This window comes from Nostoc sp. UIC 10630 (assembly GCF_010747425.1).
GTDB lineage: Bacteria > Cyanobacteriota > Cyanobacteriia > Cyanobacteriales > Nostocaceae > Nostoc.
This window is the reverse complement of record NZ_JAAGOG010000168.1, coordinates 1-17,713: the sequence shown is the minus strand read 5'-3', so window position 1 is coordinate 17,713 and position 17,713 is coordinate 1. Positions and strand designations below refer to the sequence as shown.

Here is a 17,713-nt window from a genome sequence, read left to right as displayed (position 1 = left end):
GTATATAAGTCAATTTTCTATTAATCTGAGAGTTTAAATGTACCACCATTTTAGTTTATGGTAATAATTGTTGGTTTTTACTTAAGATAATCAGATAATAGGTAGCAATGACAGCACAATTCTTCAATACAGATCAGCCATTGCGGTCATACAAAGTTAGACGAATTTTGCTAGTTGAAGACCATTATCTCAATAGGTTGTTACTGAGTGACTATCTAAGTTACTGTGGGTACGATGTCCAAAGCTTATCTGAAGGCTCTAATTTTTTCGCGACTATAGATAAATTTAAACCAGATTTAATGTTATTAGACTTAAAATTACCAGATATTGACGGTTATTCGCTCTTAAAACAAGTCCAGAAAAAACCTGACTTGTCAAAAATACCTATCATTGTGGTTTCCGCTTTTGCTTTTAAAGCAGATAAAGAATTAGCTATGAGTTTAGGCGCACGCCGATATTTTGTCAAACCTCTAAAACTCAAGGATCTTATACTTACAATTGAAAAAGAGTTGACTTGTTGCCATAGATAGAGTTTTTACTTGGCATACCTTTATTCGGCTTTTTGCTCTTCAATGAACTCTTCAACTTGCTGACTAATATGTTGTACAGAAGTGCCAATTGTTAAAATTTTATTTTGTACTTGTGCTAACAGCAAAACTGCGGTTTGCAGCTCATTGAGCGTTTCAGCCATAGCTTCACGGTACTGAGCTTCAAAGTCTTGTAGGTTCATAATTTAATTGTTACCTTAATTATTATCATAACTATATTTATAATCATATTCGTAAATATAACTTCCTAAATCCGTTAAATCGCTTAATGTTATAAGTTGAATTGATAATCAAAACTGCTGTTTATTGGTAATTAATCTCGCTGCATTTATATCAGCATATATTTGAATTTTTGTTAATTTTAACTAAGAATATATAAAGCTAATAGTTCCATAAAATAAAGTTTTAAATAATAAAATTTTGTATCTATTAAAATATTAATTATAGATTCAAAAAGCCAAGTTTTGATTCTGGCAGTAACAGATGACAACTAAGGTAATAGCTACATAAACTCTTATCTGCTCCAAAATTGTGATATGTGCAGCAAGGCATCTACTAAACTGTGATGGAAGTTACTTACCTTGCTTTACAAGGGGATTTTGCCCCAAGTCTTGTTGGTGGCAGGATTTACGCCAGCTCGTAAACTAAGCAAGGTGGGGGTACTCCATTGGATAACTTGTAGGTAGCCGCAGAAGTATCTATAGACTAAAAATATCTTTACTTTATATTTAATTGATAATTACTCTATGAAATCGGCACGAAAAAAGAATTTTTCTTAAAATAGAGAAAGATTAGCTAATTTTGGTTGTGACAATATCTACTCAAATACTACCACTGGTTAAAGAGCCGGAACGACTGGAAAATCGTCTAGCCGAAATTCCACCGGAACCGGGGGTTTATTTCATGCGGGACAACAGCGATCGCATTATATATATAGGTAAGTCACGTAAATTGCGATCGCGTGTTCGTTCCTATTTCCGCGATGGCTACAACAAGACTGAACGCATTGCCACGATGGTTAAGTTAGTGACAGAAATTGAATTCATCGTCACTGATACTGAAGCCGAAGCTTTAGCGCTAGAAGCTAACTTGATTAAGCAGCACCAGCCATACTTTAACGTGCTGCTCAAAGATGATAAAAAATATCCCTATCTCTGCATTACTTGGTCAGAAGATTATCCCCGAATTTTTATTACCCGTAAACGTCAATTCGGCAAAGAAAAGGATAAATTTTACGGGCCTTATACTGATGCTGGTTTATTGCGAGAGATTGTCCGTATCTGCAAGCGCATCTTTCCTCAGCGACAACGACCTCAACCACTTTTCAAAGACCGTCCATGCTTAAATTATGATTTAGGGCGTTGTCCGGGTGTGTGTCAAAAGCTGACTTCACCAGAAGAATATCGCAAAATTGTGCAAAAAATAGCGATGGTCTTCCAAGGGCGAACTCAGGAATTGATTGATATTTTGACTCAACAGATGAATACAGCAGCTGAGGACTTGAACTTTGAATCAGCAGCGCGGATTCGCGATCAAATTTCTGGGTTAAAGTCGCTGACTGCTGACCAAAAGGTATCTTTACCAGATGATACAGTTTCACGGGATGCGATCGCACTGGCAGCTAACGAAGAACACGCTTGCATTCAACTATTCCAGATTCGCGCTGGGCAATTGGTAGGGCGTTTAGCTTTTGTGGCTGATGCTCATGCAGAACCAGGAGCTATTTTACAACGAGCTTTAGAGGAACATTACCAAACTGCTGACTCGGTGGAAATACCCTTAGAAATTCTGGTACAGCATGATTTACCAGATAGCGACATATTGGCGGATGTCTTAACTCAAAGTAAAGGAAAAAAAGTCACGATTTTGACTCCTTTGCGGCAAACTAAGGCAGAATTAATTGAGATGGTAGAGCGAAATGCTCAGTATGAATTGCAAAGAATGCAGAAATTTGGCGATCGCAATCACCAAGCAATGCAAGATTTAGCGACCATTCTCGATTTACCAGATGTACCCCATCGCATCGAAGGTTATGACATTTCCCACATTCAAGGGTCAAATGCTGTAGCTTCCCAAGTTGTGTTTATCGACGGTTTACCCGCCAAACAGCATTATCGCCACTACAAAATTAAAAATCCCACTGTGACAGCGGGACATTCAGATGATTTTGCTAGTCTTGCTGAAGTTATTGGGCGACGTTTCCGTAAGTATGCGGAAGATCCACAATTGTCACGTTTGGGTAATCCAGATTGGCCTGATTTAATCATGATTGATGGTGGTAAAGGTCAGTTATCTTCAGTTATCGCCGTTTTGCAAGAGATGAATTTATTAGAAGACTTGCGAGTTGTGAGTTTAGCAAAGCAGCGAGAAGAGATTTTTTTACCGGGAGAATCTAAACCCTTGTCAACTGATGCAGAACAACCAGGGGTGCAATTGTTGCGGCGGCTACGAGATGAAGCACATCGGTTTGCAGTCAGTTTCCATCGTCAGCAACGCAGTGATAAATTGAAGCGATCGCGTTTAGATGAAATTCCTGGCCTAGGACATCATCGACAAAAGCAGTTACTAGGGCATTTTCGCTCAGTTGATTATATTCGCCAAGCAACAACCCCACAACTCGCTGAGGTTCCAGGAATTGGACCGCGTTTAGCTCAAGAAATTTACGATTATTTTCATCCTGCTTGAGGAAACCAATAGTTTGTCAAATTTCAATTAATGGGTAAAAATTTTGTAGTAAATAATTGAGTGCTTAGACAATAAAATCGCATCTCTTGCCTTAACCGAACCGTATTGGTTCCACTCTCACACAGAATTCAGTCAAGGTTGTCTGCGAATATTTAAGATGTGTAAATACCGTAAATTTACGGTATCTCACAAGTATGCTAATTTTAATTAAATTATTTTATTAGAATTTAACGTCATCAATCTTGCTAGTAAATATTAACTAAATCTTAAGATAGAAATTTTGTGACTAAAGATACAGTAATTTATTGGTTTTAATTTTTGAATACAAGAACGGCTTTTTTTGTATTAGTCTGAAATGACTATAAATAGGGGTCTCTCAAGGCATTCGTCATAGGGATCAGTAAATCACTAAGCGGGATTTAACTAAAAAATAATTTATGTATCTAAAGTAGGAGGGTAAGATCACTTAAATTCTAGGATAATATACAAAGATATCGAAAATTTTCAAACCTGAAATTTTGTTTAAAATAATCAGCCAATATTAAGGTCGTTTGTTAAGTTGGGTCAAACCAAAATTATTGCTACTTAAAGCTGGCAGTTTTCTCCAATAAAAATAAATTACAACCAGGGGTTTTAAAATGCAGACAGTACAAAAGATTTACTGCCCAAATTGCGGTTGCCAAGCAGAACGTTATTATATTTCTGATAGTCAATTAACTCGAACACAATGCTCTAGTTGTGACTACTTGATGATTAGTTGTACTCGTACTGGCAAAGTCATTGAGGCTTATGCACCAGGAATTTATGCACAACGCTAGATAATAAAAATTAAAAATTGGAGAATGTTTTCTCTAATTTTTAATAATAAAGTCACTTATGATAAATTCTGAAGGCTTTACAAGTTCTTATTCTGTTGTCTGAGTTGTTGCTGTCGTCTCTGTTGTTCTAATCTAAATTCTTGTTGTTGTCTAATTTGTTGATCTTGTCTGAGTTGTTGATCTTGTATTCTCAGTTGTTGCTGTCGAGAAAATTCTTGCTGTTGTATTCTCAGTTGGTCTTGTTGTAGTCTAAATTGTTGCTGGCGGAGCATTTCTTGCCGTTGCCGTGTAAATTCTTGCTGTTGTATTGTCTGTTGTGATTGTAGTAGTTGAGGTTGTTGAAGGTTTTGCCGTAGCCACGTTTCCCTCATTCGTTCTTGTGTTTGCTGATTTTGCTCTTCTTGTTGTTGTCTGATTCTTTGTTGAAATGAATCTTGTTGTTGCCTAATTCTTTCTTCAAATGAATCTTGCGTCTGGGGATTCGTCTGAATTATTTGTGCATTAGCAGGAAAACTAATCGATAAAGCTTTTGCAAGCACAATCAATAGTAGCCATGCCTTAAATAGCGACAAGCGATTTAACATAAAGTTATTTCCTCATTGTTATAGGTTGGGTTTAGCGATCGCTAAACCCTTAAAATTTCAACACAATTACCCTATACAAGATAAATACAGGGGCTTGGAATAGTTCACTAAAGCTAATGTTTTATTTACCGTTATGGGCTTGCGCGATACTTACGTCTGACTACCCAACGTGCTTAATATTCTTCAGTCCATAACTTTTTCTAAATATCAGTGCATTGAGAATAGCTTGCTAAATCAAGGTTATATCTAGTGCATTATGTTGATTTTGCATAAACTCTCGCTTTTCATATATTCATTACTAATTAAATTATACATTCAAATTTTTTACATGGGTTGCCGGATTTCCCTAATCCATCTACCTGGTACAGTTAAATTACGAAGCTTTTCAAGTAATTGAACTACACCATTTCCTGCTCTCTATCGCTCGTCGTAGCTTAAATAGCTGAAAACTTCTTTAAAAAAGGATTTCAGGCGATTCTACACCATAGATAAACAGAGATAATTTCTTTAGATATATCTATGTTTATCTGCGGTTTGATATTCATTCATCGAATTGACTGCAACAAGTTTAATTTTTACTTGCTCTCAATTGACCGCAAGCAGCATCGGCTTCTAAACCACGGGAATAACGCACACTAACAGCAGTATTTTGTTGCTTAAGGACGTTGACAAATGCTTCAATGCGATCGCGGTTGGGGCGTTTGTAGTCCACTTCTTGAATGGGGTTGTAAGGAATCAAATTCACATGACTTTGAAATCCTCGCATACATTTTGAAAGTTCTAATGCGTGTTCTGGTAAATCGTTGACACCAGCCAAGAGAACATATTCAAAGGTAACGCGCCGTCCAGTGATTTCTACATATTCTCGACATTCAGCCAACAACTCTTCTAGAGGATAGGCGCGGGCGCTGGGGATGAGTTTTTCTCGCAGTGCTTGGTTGGGTGCGTGGAGACTAACCGCGAGAGTGATTTGCAAATTATTTTGCGCGAACTGACGAATGCGATCGCGAATACCAACTGTAGAAACTGTAAGCGATCGCTGTCCGATACCAATATCTTGATTTAAAGATTTCAGGGCTGCTAGGACATTCTCAGTATTCAACAACGGTTCACCCAGTCCCATAAACACGACATTGCTAACCCGTTGCTGAAAATCTTCTTGCACAGTTAACACCTGATCGATAATTTCATGCCGTGCTAGGTTACGCTTATAGCCTCCCTTACCAGTAGCGCAGAAATCACACGCCATTGGGCAACCCACCTGAGTAGAGACACAAACTGTTAGACGGGCTTTTGGGCCTTCTCCCCTTTCTGCAAAGGTGGGGATACCAACAGTTTCAATAATTTGGCCGTCTGTTAATCGTAAAAGATATTTGACTGTGCCATCAGGAGCCACAGAGCGGTAGTGTAAAGTTGAGCGCCCAATGGGGACTTCGGCTACTTCGGCACGCCATTGCTTAGAGAAGACAGAAATATCAGCTAGCGATCGCACTCCCTTATCGTAGATCCATTCATGCAGTTGCTTTCCTCTGTAAGCAGGTTGTCCTTGTTGCTGCACCCAAGTGCTTAACTCCGCCAGAGAAGCACCGAGAAGGGGAGGGATTAATTCTGATTTTTCTGGGTTGTGTGAGTCAACCTGAGATACAAGAGGCGTAGCAGACATAAAAAAATCAAGAGTTGATGTAGGATCTCTATCCTACACCTGCTAGATCGAGTTAGTCTTGACCAAAGAAAACAGGGAATTAACCAAAGGTTGTGCCGTTCCAGCCCCACATTGCACCTTTAGCGTCTGCAAACTCGATGTAAATCCGATTTTTCGGCACACCTAGAGTTTGGTTAATCTGCTGGCAAAAGTCTTGACTCATCGCTGCGGTTTGGTCTGGCTTCATTGTGCCAATGCTCTTAATTTCAATGTAGCAAACCGGTTCTGTATTTCCTGCAAAAGTCATAGGAATTTCTGGCTCAAAAGCAGTCATTACATAAGATTCTGGTTTTCCCAAATGTTTCGCTAACTTGGCAGATAGATTTAAAAGCATTGACTCAATTTCAGCTTTTTGAGGAGCAGATGCAGAAGTTTGCACTTTAATTACTGGCATAGTACCGAATTAGAAATTTGAATTTTATTCACACTGTTAAGTTTACCGAACCGTAGACCAGACAAGGGGCAGTTTTCCCAATCCCCAATTCCCAATTCCCAATTCCCAACATTTAGTTATGAGATGAGCGAAACAGGTGATTATGTTCGGGATGATATAAACGCGATCGCCCTTTTGCTGTCGAGAGGGCTGGACTGATTATATAAAGCGTAGTACGAATTAATTCTTCTTTATGAGTACATTCCGCCATTTCATTCAGGGGGACAACCCTGATTTTTTCATCCGGCCATCCGATGCGAAAGCAGATTGCAATGGGGGTTTCGGCTGGATAGTGTTGGAGTAGTTTGGCTTGAGCATTTTCGACGTGACGCGCACTGAGATATAAGCAGAGGCTAGCCTGATGTGCAGCAAGAGTAGCTAATTCCTCATTGGCTGGGACTTCTGTACGTCCACTAATACGGGTCAAAATGATAGTTTGGACTAAACCAGGCACAGTTAGTTCTACTTTGAGTTTGGCAGCAGCAGCTTGAAAAGCGCTGATGCCAGGTATGACTTCAAAAGGAATATTTGCCTCAGCGAGGAGGTGCATTTGCTCGTGAATGGCGCTGTAGAGACTAGGATCGCCAGAATGGAGACGGACTAGAGATTTTTGCTGCGATCGCACCCTATCGATCATAATCGGCAAAATCTCTTCTAAAGTCTGATTCGCAGTTCTAATTATCTCCGCATCTTTTCGGCAAAGTTCTAAAATCTGTTCGGGTATTAGAGAATCAGCAAATAAAATCACATCAGCAACAGCCAGTAGTTTCTGCGCCTTCACCGTCAATAAATCAGGATCTCCAGGGCCTGCTCCGACAATATAAACAGATGGTTCTATAGCATATAGTGTTTTTTTATAACTTAGGTTTTCTGTATATTCACTTTTAAAAGAACCCACGGCAATCCCTCAAAAAACTTTTTTGATATTTTCTCAGTATCTTTCCGGATTCACCCTCTTTCCCTAGTAGAGAGTAATGGTAGATGCACCCTGGTTAAGCCCTAGAAAATATTCTGGGGCATTTTTTATTTTTGGATATCGGGAATTGGGCATTGGGCATTAGTTATTATTCTTTCTTCCTCTGCTTCCCCTGCCTCCCATGCTCCCCCTGCCCCCTGTTCCCTCACTTGGTGCGATCGCTATTTCGTCTCAGATTCTTTTCTAGTAACGAAACGCTACCAATACCTTGAAGAATACCACGACCGATTAAACCTAAACCACGACCAATGATTTGGGTAAGAATGAAGACTATACCGCTACCTAAAAAAGATAATAGTGATTTTAAACGCGGTGCGATCGCATCACTAAATTCTAAAAGTAAAGTCACTATTAAAGGAATATTAGAAAGTTTTGCTAATTCCTGATTCCGAGGAGCATAAACTGAAGTTTTGGCAATACCACGAGGAGCAATGACAAATAGATCGTAGCGACTTTCAAAAACTGCTTTTGGCTCTTCTATATAATTAATTAGACGATACTTCCACGATAAATCATTTCTAAACCGTTCAATCTCTCTGGTGGAAATAAATTGTCTGCCATATAAATTTTCCTTCATAATTTCCACATCTGCTAAAGAATTTAACAGTGGTTGTACTACTCCATTCGCTACCTGAATCAACAAGTTCTCTAAAATCATCAATGCTTGGGACTTGGCTTCATTGCCTAATACAGGATATGACGTATTATCAATTCTCAATTCTGTTTGAAAGATTAGATAAGAATACAACTCAATAACTAGCGGAATCTTGTTGAGAATATCTCTTTGCACAACTTCTAGATTTTGCAGTAAAAAATTAACAATTCCTATATTCTGATTTCCTATTTTTATTCGAGAAAATTTTCCAAAAAAATCTGTAATCGCTGCTTGCCATAAATCGCGCAATAAGATATTTTTTACCTCATACAATTGATTTACATCAAGTTGAGAAGAACGCAATTCATCCAATTGTTCAGTCAATTTTTGCAGGATAAGATAAAGCAATTCCCGCTTTTTATCTTCACGAAAGATGTCAATTTCTAAAGGTAAATCTGTGACATTTTGCAAAGGAAATTGAAGTTTGGTAATGCAAGATGCAAACAAGTTAAATTGTACTGTTCCTAGACTAAGTAAAGGTAAAACAGTTTGCCGTGGCTGAATGGCACTACTCAATGAAGGGGTAAAAGGTGGCTCATCAGCAATCGGAATATCTTCCTCTTGCCTTTCTTGTGATGAAATTAACAACCGATTTAGCAACCAACGAGCTGCTAGCAGTTCTCGCCTCTGTCCAGCTAAAACTGCCCGATCTAATATTGGTAATCCAGGAACTTGTAATTGTGCTGTGACTGCGGCTAGGGTAACGTCAATGTAAGTAATTCCTGACAAACGTAAATTATTTCGCTGTCTATAAAAAGGGAGTGGGGAGTGGGGAGAGACGCGATTAATCGCGTCTGTATAAGAGTTAGGAGTTGCGTTCGCTTCCGTATCTCGAAACCAATATTCACCACCATCTGCAACTTCTTGCATGGCAGCGACTAACTCAGGAAGTGGTGTACCCTTGGGGCAGTAGCCATTTACACCAATAGATTTGGCCGCTAATAGTAGTCCTTGTTCTTGTACAGAACTAAGAAGCAGAATTGGCAGGTTGGGATATAAGGCTTTGAGTTGCCGACAGAATTGTAAACCTAGCTGCTGGCTGGTGATGGAGCGACCATTACCGAATTCTAAAACGACCAAATTCACCTGTTTAGGGTCTTCTTGGGCAATTTCTGCTAAAATCTGCAAGGCAGTGGTATCAGTTTCTACTACTCCTGTTACTTCCAGGTTCGGAATTGCTTCCAAAGCTACCCGTAATCCCAAACGAAAAATTGGGTCTTGGTCGAATAACAATAATTTTAAAGGGCGATCGCTCATAGTCTACTCAATTACACAAGCACTGTTTTTTACCAATCAGAAAACAGCTTTGATACAAAACTTTGTCTCCACCTATTGTTACCTGTTTTCGCAAACTGAATAAATGGATCATAATTGCCATAAGCAGCCGTCACTGTGTAATTAAATGAACTTGAGTATTCGGCACTGGTTAGCAGAACGCTATATCGCAATCAATCAAATCAGAGGATTTTCGGCGGGGCAATTGGCAGGTATTGCCTACCGGATTGTTCAGGATATGGAAGTCAAAAGCCTCATGCCTTTTGATATCTGTACCTTGGTAGAGGTTTTAGAACTGCCTTTAGGGATTGTTTGGGAAGAAATCAGTCTGATTTCGCAGTTAACACAAAACCTGTTGCGTAGCCTCAGCCAGAAAAAACCGTTAAAACGTAACGAGGGCACATGGCTAGCGTTCCAAATTGCCTATCTCCAGGCTTTGCAAGCAATTCTAGAGCAGGAAGCAAGCCTAAAAAGACCGTGGTTAGATCGGGCAAGTATACCAATCCAAGCGCAAGTACTTAAACAAGACTTTGGTAAACTCATCCTCCAAGATTCGCAACTGCAAGGATTGTTGAAAACTCTCAGCCCAGGTAAATTAACTGATACACAAGCGGAACAAGCACTGTCTCTGATTGCAGATTCTTTACTGGTGCAACAAATAAATCATGCTGTCATCGCTTGGTTTGTTGCCAATGGTGCAGAAGAATATGAAGCTAAACTCTTAACACAGCGTTTAGTTCACTCACTTCCTGGTGACATACTCGTAGTGGTTACTGAAAATGCTGCTCCTTTAGCCCAACTGCAAAAGTTTTTCCGTTTGGGAATTTCATTAGCCCCCAGTTTTATCGCTCCAGAAGCTGGTTCTACAGTTGGTGAGAAAATTGACTTGCACCGAGAACATTACCGTGCAAGTTTGATTAAAAACCTCAGTATGCCTTTACTTATAGAATCCTTTACCCTCAAGGATATCTATGTGCCACAAAAAGGCTTACCAATAGAGGAAAGTATTTCTGATGTGGATAAAAAAGCTGTTAAGTCAGTTGATTTAAAAACATGGGCGCAGCAACAGTTAGCCGATCTAGAAACGATCGCTGTCATTGAGTCGGAACCTGGTTTTGGAAAAACCAGTTTTTGCCAACTTTGGGCAGCAGAGATAGCGCAAGAAGTTTACCCTATTTGGATGCCTATAGTAATTAGGTTAAAAGATGTAACTTATGGCAAGACTTTAATCGAAACTCTAAATTCTGCTTTTGATGTTAATCTTTCAACCTGGTTAGAGCAAGAAAATATTCCTTGTCTGTTGCTGCTGGATGGTTTGGATGAGCTGCCTCCTTCTGCTTATGGTGTAAGGGCAAAAGCAATTTTTGTTCAGCAACTACTGAACTTCCAATCTCAACATAGACACAAAATTGTATTAACGAGCCGCTCAACAACATTACAGGAAATCGCCCCAGAAATCCCCCTACCATTGAAGCGAATTATCATTCAACCGTTGGATGTGGACGAATTCAAGCAATGGTTTCAGCAGTGGGCAAAAGTACAATCGTTGGCGATCGCTCAAAATTTCTTTACATTCTTAAAACAGTCAGGTTTATTTGCCAGCCAATCAAGGTTTTCAGAATTATCTACCCTTGTTCGTCAACCCCTAATGTTGCATTTATTGGGGATTTTACACCGCGAAGGACTGCTAAATGATGAAGTATTACAACTAGCTGTTAATACCCCAAAGTCTTCTGTAGTATGGGAAATTTATCATCGCCTAAGTCGATGGTTGTTGGGCTATCCGCTAACTGGTGGGATTAAAACGATGCTGCTGCGCTCAGGATCGGCTCATATCCACCGGACTCCAGAAGCGATCGCTAATTTACTTGCTAATCGTCATCCCCAAGATTTACTCGATCAAATGCAAGCGATCGCTCTGAAAATTTTACACTCGCAACGTCATCAAATTAATTTGGCTGGTGAATTTAACACTCTACCAGGATTTTATTTTAAAATTCGGGACTTAGAAAGCTCAGAAAAAACTAGTTTAATTGAGTTTTCGCATATTAAGTTAGGAGAATTTCTTTGTGCTAAGGCTGTAACTGCTGAGTTGAAGTTATTAACTCAGTGCCAAAATGAGGCTTATGGTTCCCTCACTTTTGTAGTTGATTCTCCCAATAGCGTTGCCCAGCATATTTACAATTTACTCGGTTATGGGATAATGAGCCAGGAAATTGAAGAATTAGCGATCGCAATTTTACGCCGCGAACAAAAGCACAAGTTTTCTTTTGAAGTTTTGTTTCAACGTCTTTTGTCTTTCTGGCGTGCTTACTGTCAAGGCTATTGGTTAGACGAAGGGATCGCCCACAAAGCTTGGACTCATTTCCACGCACTACAAAACCCGGTGAATGTTGAGCAAGTCAATGCTGCGGTGGGATTGAATGTATTTTTATTGCTTTGTGCTTGCTATCGAGAAACCAAAATCCCTTTTTGGCCTTGTGGGAATCCGCTCAATTTAACAGAATTCAATCCAGAAGCTTTAAGTGCGCTAATTGCTAGAACAAGCGTTCTCCACAAAAGTGCCTTTGCAACCCGAATCAAGTCTCTGGCTGGACTCAATTTATCGGGAGCCTCTTTGTTGCAAGTAATGTTAACTGGGATAAATCTTGAGCAGACAAACTTATCCAATGCGGAGTTAATTGGGACTAATTTGGCTGGAGCCAATTTGCAACAGGCTAATCTGACAGGCGCAAACCTTCAACAAGCTAACCTTACAGATGTAAACCTCGAACAGGCTAACCTGACAGGTGCAAATCTCCAACAAGCTAACCTTACGGGAGCAAATCTTAATTCGGCCGATCTCACCAACGCCTGCTTCTTTGATGCCATCCTTACTGAGGCTGGCAAAAAATTAGCTGCTGATAATGGTGCCTTGCTGTCTAAAGAGTCGTTTCAAAGACTGAAAAATTTGCGTAGTTTACCGCCACAGGCATCGCAGCAACCCTTCTTAAACACCATCCAAATTACGCCAAACACAGATCAAAATTGGAATAAACCCCCTGCGAGCGGACTAATTGAAAGCTCCGAAGGCACAATTTTACCCGTAGGTTTCTACGATGATGATGTCGATGATGAAACAGTTTTTGGCAATAATTCTATTGAGGAATAGGGCTTTAGGTAAAACGGTTCTGAGTGCTGTTAGCAGTAGCGGGGCGTTTAGCCCATGCTGAGTGCTGAGTGAAGAGTTAGGAGTTACGAATTCTCCCCCTGCTCCCCTGCTCCCCTGCCTCCTCTGCCTCCCCTGCTCCCTACCCTTCTTCAGGGTTACGGTAGCCAACAAAGTTAATACTGTAGTCAGTAATTCGCACTCCTGTTTCTTCTTCAATTTTGCGGAGCAAATCTTCTGGTAGTTCCACATGAACATCAAGAATTTGATTTGTATCCACACAGTTAATATGACTGTGAGAGTCACTTATATTGCCATACAAACGCCCATCACAGCGTTCAATACATTCAATAATGCCTTGACTAGATAATGCTTCTAAATTTTGATAAACAGAGGTATGGCCGATCTCTTTACCTTCTTGATTCAAGCGATCATAAATCTCTCTAGCAGAAAGATGTTCATTTGCTTGCCAAAGTAATTCCAAAATAAAGCGACGCTGACGACTGACGCGCATACCCAGGATTTGACACCTATCTAGCGCATCTTCTAGAGAACGAATTGGTTTTGTTGAAATTGTTTGTTTTTGCATATTACAGCTTGTTAACTGTTAAGGGAATTTTCCCACTTTAATTTTTATTGTTTATTTAATATATGCAATAATATTGCACACCATTGTTCTACCTGTACTTGTATTTTGGCTTGTGATGCTTCGGAAGTAACAGGGGCGATAAATAACGATCTATTTTTTGCTTGCTGATGGCTACTTTGTCAGACCTTAATCTAAAACAAACTCATTACAACTTTAACTTAAAATTGCTGGAAATGTCCACTTTGGGGCAGGTGTTGGCTAGAGGCAATAGGAAAGAAGGCAAGAGGCAATAGGCAATAGGAAAGAAGGCTTTTTGAGTTGTATGGAGTTTTTTCACGCAATCAAATATGAGTCCTATAGGACTAGTATTTGATTTTTGAAATGCACGTAGTGGACTGTCTACACAAAATAGTGCATTAGACGTAGGTTGGGTGGAGCGGAGCGCAACCCAACATATATCAGGATGTTGGGTTACGCAAAGCCTCCAACCCCACTTGCTACAACGCGGGGAACCCGCGCAACGCAGTGGCTCCCCAACCTACAATTTTTTTGCAACATTTTAGCCTAGACAGTCCATTACAAGACTATCAAGATTTTTTCAGAAATCAAATATGATTCCTATATATGTAAACAATGTAATAATTTTTAGTTAAATATGCGTATTTATCGCAAAAAGGAAAGTAATATTTAAGTAATATTTAACCGTAGAGATATCCGATTTACATGAATAGTGTAGGTGTAGCCCACCATAGACATCGCTAGTGGCTCATATCAAAGCTAGCAACTAGATACATATTTTTTATAACCAGCAAAACTAAGTAAAAGTATCAAATAAATTTGATAAGTTCACATTTGTTTCTAAACTTTGTATGGGTTGACCAAAATTATTAGCAAAAAAGTATTAGTAAATACCAATTAATTTCTCAAGGTCAATGTAGCGTCAATCCCTGAAAGCTGCTACTGTAGATTGTCGATCCTAAAGTTGAGCAAAAAGAAAGTGGCTGCTGAGTCAAAGACAATTGCGATCGCACTCAATAATGACTTCATTAACAATCTGGATCTGTCGCCTGCCTCAACGGTGATTGAACAAATGCTGCAAGATGGGGCCGCATCCCATGAACAGCAGCTACGCTTTGATATCAATTACGATCTCGAACCTGGCGATCCACGGGAACTCTCAGAAATTCCAGAAATACGGCTGTGGTTTGTGCGCCTAGATGCCAAATACCCCTGGTTAGCATTTTTACTAGATTGGAAAGCTGGAGAATTTGCTCGTTATGCCGCCATGCTAGTACCACACCAGTTCAGTTCCCAAGATGGCATTCAGTACAATCCCGAAGCCTTAGAAATATTTTTGATGCACAAAATCTTTGTTTTAGGTGATTGGCTCAAACAGCAGGATATACCCAGCCTCTCGCGGTTAAAGTCTATGGCTCAAATGCTGGGTTATGAATTAGATGATGCTTTTTTTGAGATATTTTGAGATATTTTAATAAGAATTCAGGAGTCAGGAGCCAGAATTCAGAACAGGGTTAAGCGACTGGTGGATAGCGTAGCATCTCATAGAGAACGTCTTGATTCTGACTTCTGTATTCTTCTTCAATACTGAAATAACCGCAAAATCTAGCTGTCACAACCAGGTTTTGCGGTCATTCAACAAACGCATGACTACATTTAGATATCCAATAGACTAATTGCAGAAGTTGGGACAAACTGCTGGTTTAACCACCCCAGATTTTCTCTAAAACTGCGTTTGGTGAAACATCCGCTGTTTTTCCCGTGGGGGATGCAATAGCTAAGAATTTATCGTTTTTCGGCAACAACTTAGCTGGATCGGTGGGCCCAAATAGGGCGATGGTATAGGTTTGGACTGCAACACTCAGTTGTAGTGCTGGACTATCAGTAGACAACATCAAATTTGCCCCGGCAATCATCGCAGTTAACTTGCCAATATCATCTGGGGCAGTCACCTTGATATCTGGAGAAGACCCCAGAAGCGATCGCACAAACTGTTCATCGCCAATTCCCTTAACAACCACCACAGGCAGGTCAGGCTGCTTGTCTTGGAAACCTTGAATAATTTGATGCCAACTTTCGACAGGGTAGATTTTATCCAGTTCTTTAGCCTGAGATAACTGGCCAGAACCGCCATGAATCAAGATATAGCCTGTTTCATGCACCCCTAAGCGTTTCTGTTCTTTTTGTGCCCACTCAATATCTGGTTTGGGCACATTTACTGCTAACTCTGGGACAGGACTATTTATTTCCAATGGTTGCAGCAAATCGTGATATACTGCCGCCGCATACTGGGATGCTTTAAATGGCACAGCGTGGGTCAGAAAAACCGAACCATTGCCTTTGTAGCCAATACGTATGGGAATTCCCGTCAACCAGAGCAAAAGACTAAGCAACCAAATTTGCTTAACAACAATGACAACATCGTATTCGCGATCGCGAATTGTCCCCACCAAGTTACCCCAATCTGCCAGACTATTACGGTCGTTAAAATCAAAGTTCAGCACCTCGTGAACTGACTTGCTCACTCGGTAGGCAGCCTTTGACCGGGGTTCAACAACGACATCTATCTGAGCGTCAGGGTAATTGCGCTTCAGGTCATCTAGAGTCGGAAAGAAGAGAATTTGGTCGCCAATTCCGCCAGGTACAAGGGCTACTACTCGCATAATATTTATTGACGCTTACTCGCTCCCTATTTTAGGGGAAAATATATAGCTTAAAGATTGAGGAATTCTGTGTATTTACTAATTCCAGCTGCGGGAATCGGAAAAAGAATGGGTAGTAACCGCAATAAACTCCTGCTGAAAGTGCGATCGCAACCAATTATTGCTTGGACTCTATTAGCCGCAGAAGCTGCCAATACAATCAGTTGGATCGGGATTATTTCTCAGCCTACCGATTGGCCAGACTTCAGAGCAATTCTCGCCGATCTCAAGCTCACTAAACCAGTGGAATTTATTCAAGGCGGCTCCACGCGTCAAGAATCTGTTTACAATGGCTTGCAGGCTTTGCCAGTAGCCGCAGAGCAAGTGTTAATTCACGATGGCGCTAGATGTCTCGCCACACCAGATTTATTTAACTCTTGTGCCCAAGCCATTCGCCACTGCCCCGGTTTAATTGCTGGTGTACCCGTCAAAGACACAATCAAAGTTGTCGATCAACAAGGCATAATTCAAGAAACACCCGACAGACAAAAATTGTGGGCGGCACAAACTCCCCAAGGATTTGATGTCAAGTTGTTGAAACAGTGCCACGCCGAAGGTGTCCGTCAAGGTTGGGAAGTAACTGACGATGCCGCTTTATTTGAAAAGTGCGGCATCGAAGTCCGAATTGTTGAGGGAGAAGAGACAAATTTAAAAGTGACGACTCCCCAAGATTTAGCGATCGCAGAATTTATTCTCACAACTAGAGGCGTTTGAGGAATGGGGAATGGGGAATGAGGAATGGGGAAGAAGAACTATTGATTCTTGAGCCATACCCTATGCCCAATGCCCAATCCCAAATTTGAGGGCTAACAATATTTTGACAATTTACGATATAATGCCACACACTTGTTGATTGTTAGTTGTCATGTACTAATGACCAATGACTAATGACCAATGACCAATGACAAATGACTAAATGATTACAGCCACAGCGACGAAGATAGAAGCAATTCTCTATTTAAAGGGTAAACCCTTGTCGCTCGGCGAAATCGCCGAGTATGCAGCGTGCGATCGCGCCTCTGTCAAAGAAGGCATAATTGAACTCATGGACAATTATGCCCACCGAGATAGTGCCCTAGAGGTAATAGAAACCCCTGATGGTTACAGTTTGCAACTACGGTCTGATTTTCAGGATTTAGTGCAAACTATGATACCAGTAGAATTGGGTGTAGGTGCATTGCGGACTTTAGCTGCGATCGCCCTCAATAGTCCTATACTCCAGAGCGACTTGATTAACTTGCGCGGTTCAGGAGTATATCAACACGTTCCCGAACTCGTAGAACTTGGTTTTATCCGCAAACGCCGAGACAGCGATTCTCGCTCCTACTCACTCCAAGTAACCCCAAAATTTCATCAGTATTTCCAAATCGAACAACTCCCACAAATACTTTCCAACAACCAAAAGGAAGAACAACTAGAACTAGAACTAGAACTAGAACTAAAGGGAGTAGGGAGTGGGGAATAGGGAATGGGGAATGGGGAAGATGAGGGAGACAAGGAGGACAAGGGGGAGTTATTGAAATAAGTCTCTTCCTTGTCTCTTCTTCATGCCAATTCCCAATACCCAATCCCTACTCCCC

15 protein-coding genes are annotated in these 17,713 nt (G+C 40.5%); 7 read left to right on the top strand and 8 right to left on the bottom strand.

The window, feature by feature from the left end; all coding sequences use genetic code 11:
* Positions 1-107 precede the first annotated feature (107 nt).
* Positions 108-530 (top strand): response regulator, encoded by a 423-nt coding sequence (locus tag G1O98_RS28830; protein WP_163935350.1) that lies wholly within the window; start codon positions 108-110, stop codon positions 528-530.
* Between the two features lie 20 nt (positions 531-550).
* Here the strand turns inward: G1O98_RS28830 and G1O98_RS28825 are convergent, their stop codons facing one another.
* On the bottom strand, positions 551-730 hold the full coding sequence (locus tag G1O98_RS28825) for a hypothetical protein (protein ID WP_012410307.1): 180 nt from the start codon (positions 728-730) through the stop codon (positions 551-553).
* 625 nt (positions 731-1,355) lie between these two features.
* Here G1O98_RS28825 and uvrC point away from each other — a divergent pair.
* Both uvrC and G1O98_RS28815 read left to right on the top strand, forming a co-directional pair.
* Entirely contained in the window at positions 1,356-3,233 is a 1,878-nt protein-coding gene (gene uvrC, locus G1O98_RS28820) for an excinuclease ABC subunit UvrC (RefSeq protein ID WP_163935347.1), read from the top strand.
* A gap of 638 nt (positions 3,234-3,871) precedes the next feature.
* On the top strand, positions 3,872-4,051 hold the full coding sequence (locus tag G1O98_RS28815; protein WP_012410305.1) for a hypothetical protein: 180 nt from the start codon (positions 3,872-3,874) through the stop codon (positions 4,049-4,051).
* A 77-nt stretch (positions 4,052-4,128) separates the two neighbouring features.
* Here G1O98_RS28815 and G1O98_RS28810 read toward each other — a convergent pair whose 3' ends face one another.
* From G1O98_RS28810 to G1O98_RS28790, 5 genes are all read right to left on the bottom strand, one after another.
* Complete coding sequence (locus G1O98_RS28810; RefSeq protein WP_163935343.1) at positions 4,129-4,635, bottom strand: hypothetical protein; 507 nt, start codon at positions 4,633-4,635, stop codon at positions 4,129-4,131.
* Between the two features lie 568 nt (positions 4,636-5,203).
* The gene (gene rlmN / locus G1O98_RS28805) at positions 5,204-6,298 is read right to left on the bottom strand and encodes a 23S rRNA (adenine(2503)-C(2))-methyltransferase RlmN (RefSeq protein WP_163935339.1); all 1,095 of its coding nucleotides are present in this window, start codon (positions 6,296-6,298) and stop codon (positions 5,204-5,206) included.
* 79 nt (positions 6,299-6,377) lie between these two features.
* Positions 6,378-6,731, bottom strand: a complete 354-nt coding sequence (locus tag G1O98_RS28800; RefSeq protein WP_163935336.1) for a phenylpyruvate tautomerase MIF-related protein — start codon at positions 6,729-6,731, stop codon at positions 6,378-6,380.
* A 112-nt stretch (positions 6,732-6,843) separates the two neighbouring features.
* Positions 6,844-7,668, bottom strand: coding sequence for a precorrin-4 C(11)-methyltransferase (cobM, locus tag G1O98_RS28795; RefSeq protein WP_163935332.1), 825 nt, complete (start codon positions 7,666-7,668; stop codon positions 6,844-6,846).
* Positions 7,669-7,891: 223 nt separating this feature from the next.
* Complete coding sequence (locus G1O98_RS28790) at positions 7,892-9,658, bottom strand: DUF3685 domain-containing protein (RefSeq protein ID WP_163935329.1); 1,767 nt, start codon at positions 9,656-9,658, stop codon at positions 7,892-7,894.
* Positions 9,659-9,803: 145 nt separating this feature from the next.
* On the opposite strand from G1O98_RS28790, the gene G1O98_RS28785 reads away from it, so the two are divergent.
* Positions 9,804-12,827, top strand: a complete 3,024-nt coding sequence (locus G1O98_RS28785) for a pentapeptide repeat-containing protein (protein ID WP_163935326.1) — start codon at positions 9,804-9,806, stop codon at positions 12,825-12,827.
* Positions 12,828-12,966: 139 nt separating this feature from the next.
* Here the strand turns inward: G1O98_RS28785 and G1O98_RS28780 are convergent, their stop codons facing one another.
* Complete coding sequence (locus G1O98_RS28780) at positions 12,967-13,413, bottom strand: Fur family transcriptional regulator (RefSeq protein ID WP_114082541.1); 447 nt, start codon at positions 13,411-13,413, stop codon at positions 12,967-12,969.
* Between the two features lie 997 nt (positions 13,414-14,410).
* On the opposite strand from G1O98_RS28780, the gene G1O98_RS28775 reads away from it, so the two are divergent.
* Positions 14,411-14,896 (top strand): CRR6 family NdhI maturation factor, encoded by a 486-nt coding sequence (locus G1O98_RS28775; RefSeq protein WP_114082542.1) that lies wholly within the window; start codon positions 14,411-14,413, stop codon positions 14,894-14,896.
* A 238-nt stretch (positions 14,897-15,134) separates the two neighbouring features.
* On the opposite strand, the gene G1O98_RS28770 is transcribed toward G1O98_RS28775, so the two are convergent.
* Positions 15,135-16,094: a glycosyltransferase family 9 protein gene (locus tag G1O98_RS28770; RefSeq protein ID WP_163935321.1), complete on the bottom strand. Its 960-nt coding sequence runs from the start codon at positions 16,092-16,094 to the stop codon at positions 15,135-15,137.
* A 69-nt stretch (positions 16,095-16,163) separates the two neighbouring features.
* Here G1O98_RS28770 and ispD point away from each other — a divergent pair, with 69 nt between their 5' ends.
* Both ispD and scpB read left to right on the top strand, forming a co-directional pair.
* Positions 16,164-16,847 carry a 2-C-methyl-D-erythritol 4-phosphate cytidylyltransferase gene (ispD, locus tag G1O98_RS28765; protein ID WP_163935317.1) on the top strand — a complete coding sequence of 228 codons (684 nt, stop codon included), beginning with the start codon at positions 16,164-16,166 and terminating at the stop codon, positions 16,845-16,847.
* Between the two features lie 202 nt (positions 16,848-17,049).
* Positions 17,050-17,598: an SMC-Scp complex subunit ScpB gene (gene scpB / locus G1O98_RS28760; protein WP_163935314.1), complete on the top strand. Its 549-nt coding sequence runs from the start codon at positions 17,050-17,052 to the stop codon at positions 17,596-17,598.
* Positions 17,599-17,713: the final 115 nt, after the last annotated feature.

Coding starts and splice junctions, on each gene's coding strand:
- G1O98_RS28830 (WP_163935350.1), top strand. CDS start 108: ATGACAGCACAATTCTTCAATACAGATCAGCCATTGCGGTCATACAAA.
- G1O98_RS28825 (WP_012410307.1), bottom strand. CDS start 730: ATGAACCTACAAGACTTTGAAGCTCAGTACCGTGAAGCTATGGCTGAA.
- G1O98_RS28815 (WP_012410305.1), top strand. CDS start 3,872: ATGCAGACAGTACAAAAGATTTACTGCCCAAATTGCGGTTGCCAAGCA.
- G1O98_RS28810 (WP_163935343.1), bottom strand. CDS start 4,635: ATGTTAAATCGCTTGTCGCTATTTAAGGCATGGCTACTATTGATTGTG.
- rlmN (WP_163935339.1), bottom strand. CDS start 6,298: ATGTCTGCTACGCCTCTTGTATCTCAGGTTGACTCACACAACCCAGAA.
- G1O98_RS28800 (WP_163935336.1), bottom strand. CDS start 6,731: ATGCCAGTAATTAAAGTGCAAACTTCTGCATCTGCTCCTCAAAAAGCT.
- G1O98_RS28790 (WP_163935329.1), bottom strand. CDS start 9,658: ATGAGCGATCGCCCTTTAAAATTATTGTTATTCGACCAAGACCCAATT.
- G1O98_RS28785 (WP_163935326.1), top strand. CDS start 9,804: ATGAACTTGAGTATTCGGCACTGGTTAGCAGAACGCTATATCGCAATC.
- G1O98_RS28780 (WP_114082541.1), bottom strand. CDS start 13,413: ATGCAAAAACAAACAATTTCAACAAAACCAATTCGTTCTCTAGAAGAT.
- G1O98_RS28770 (WP_163935321.1), bottom strand. CDS start 16,094: ATGCGAGTAGTAGCCCTTGTACCTGGCGGAATTGGCGACCAAATTCTC.
- scpB (WP_163935314.1), top strand. CDS start 17,050: ATGATTACAGCCACAGCGACGAAGATAGAAGCAATTCTCTATTTAAAG.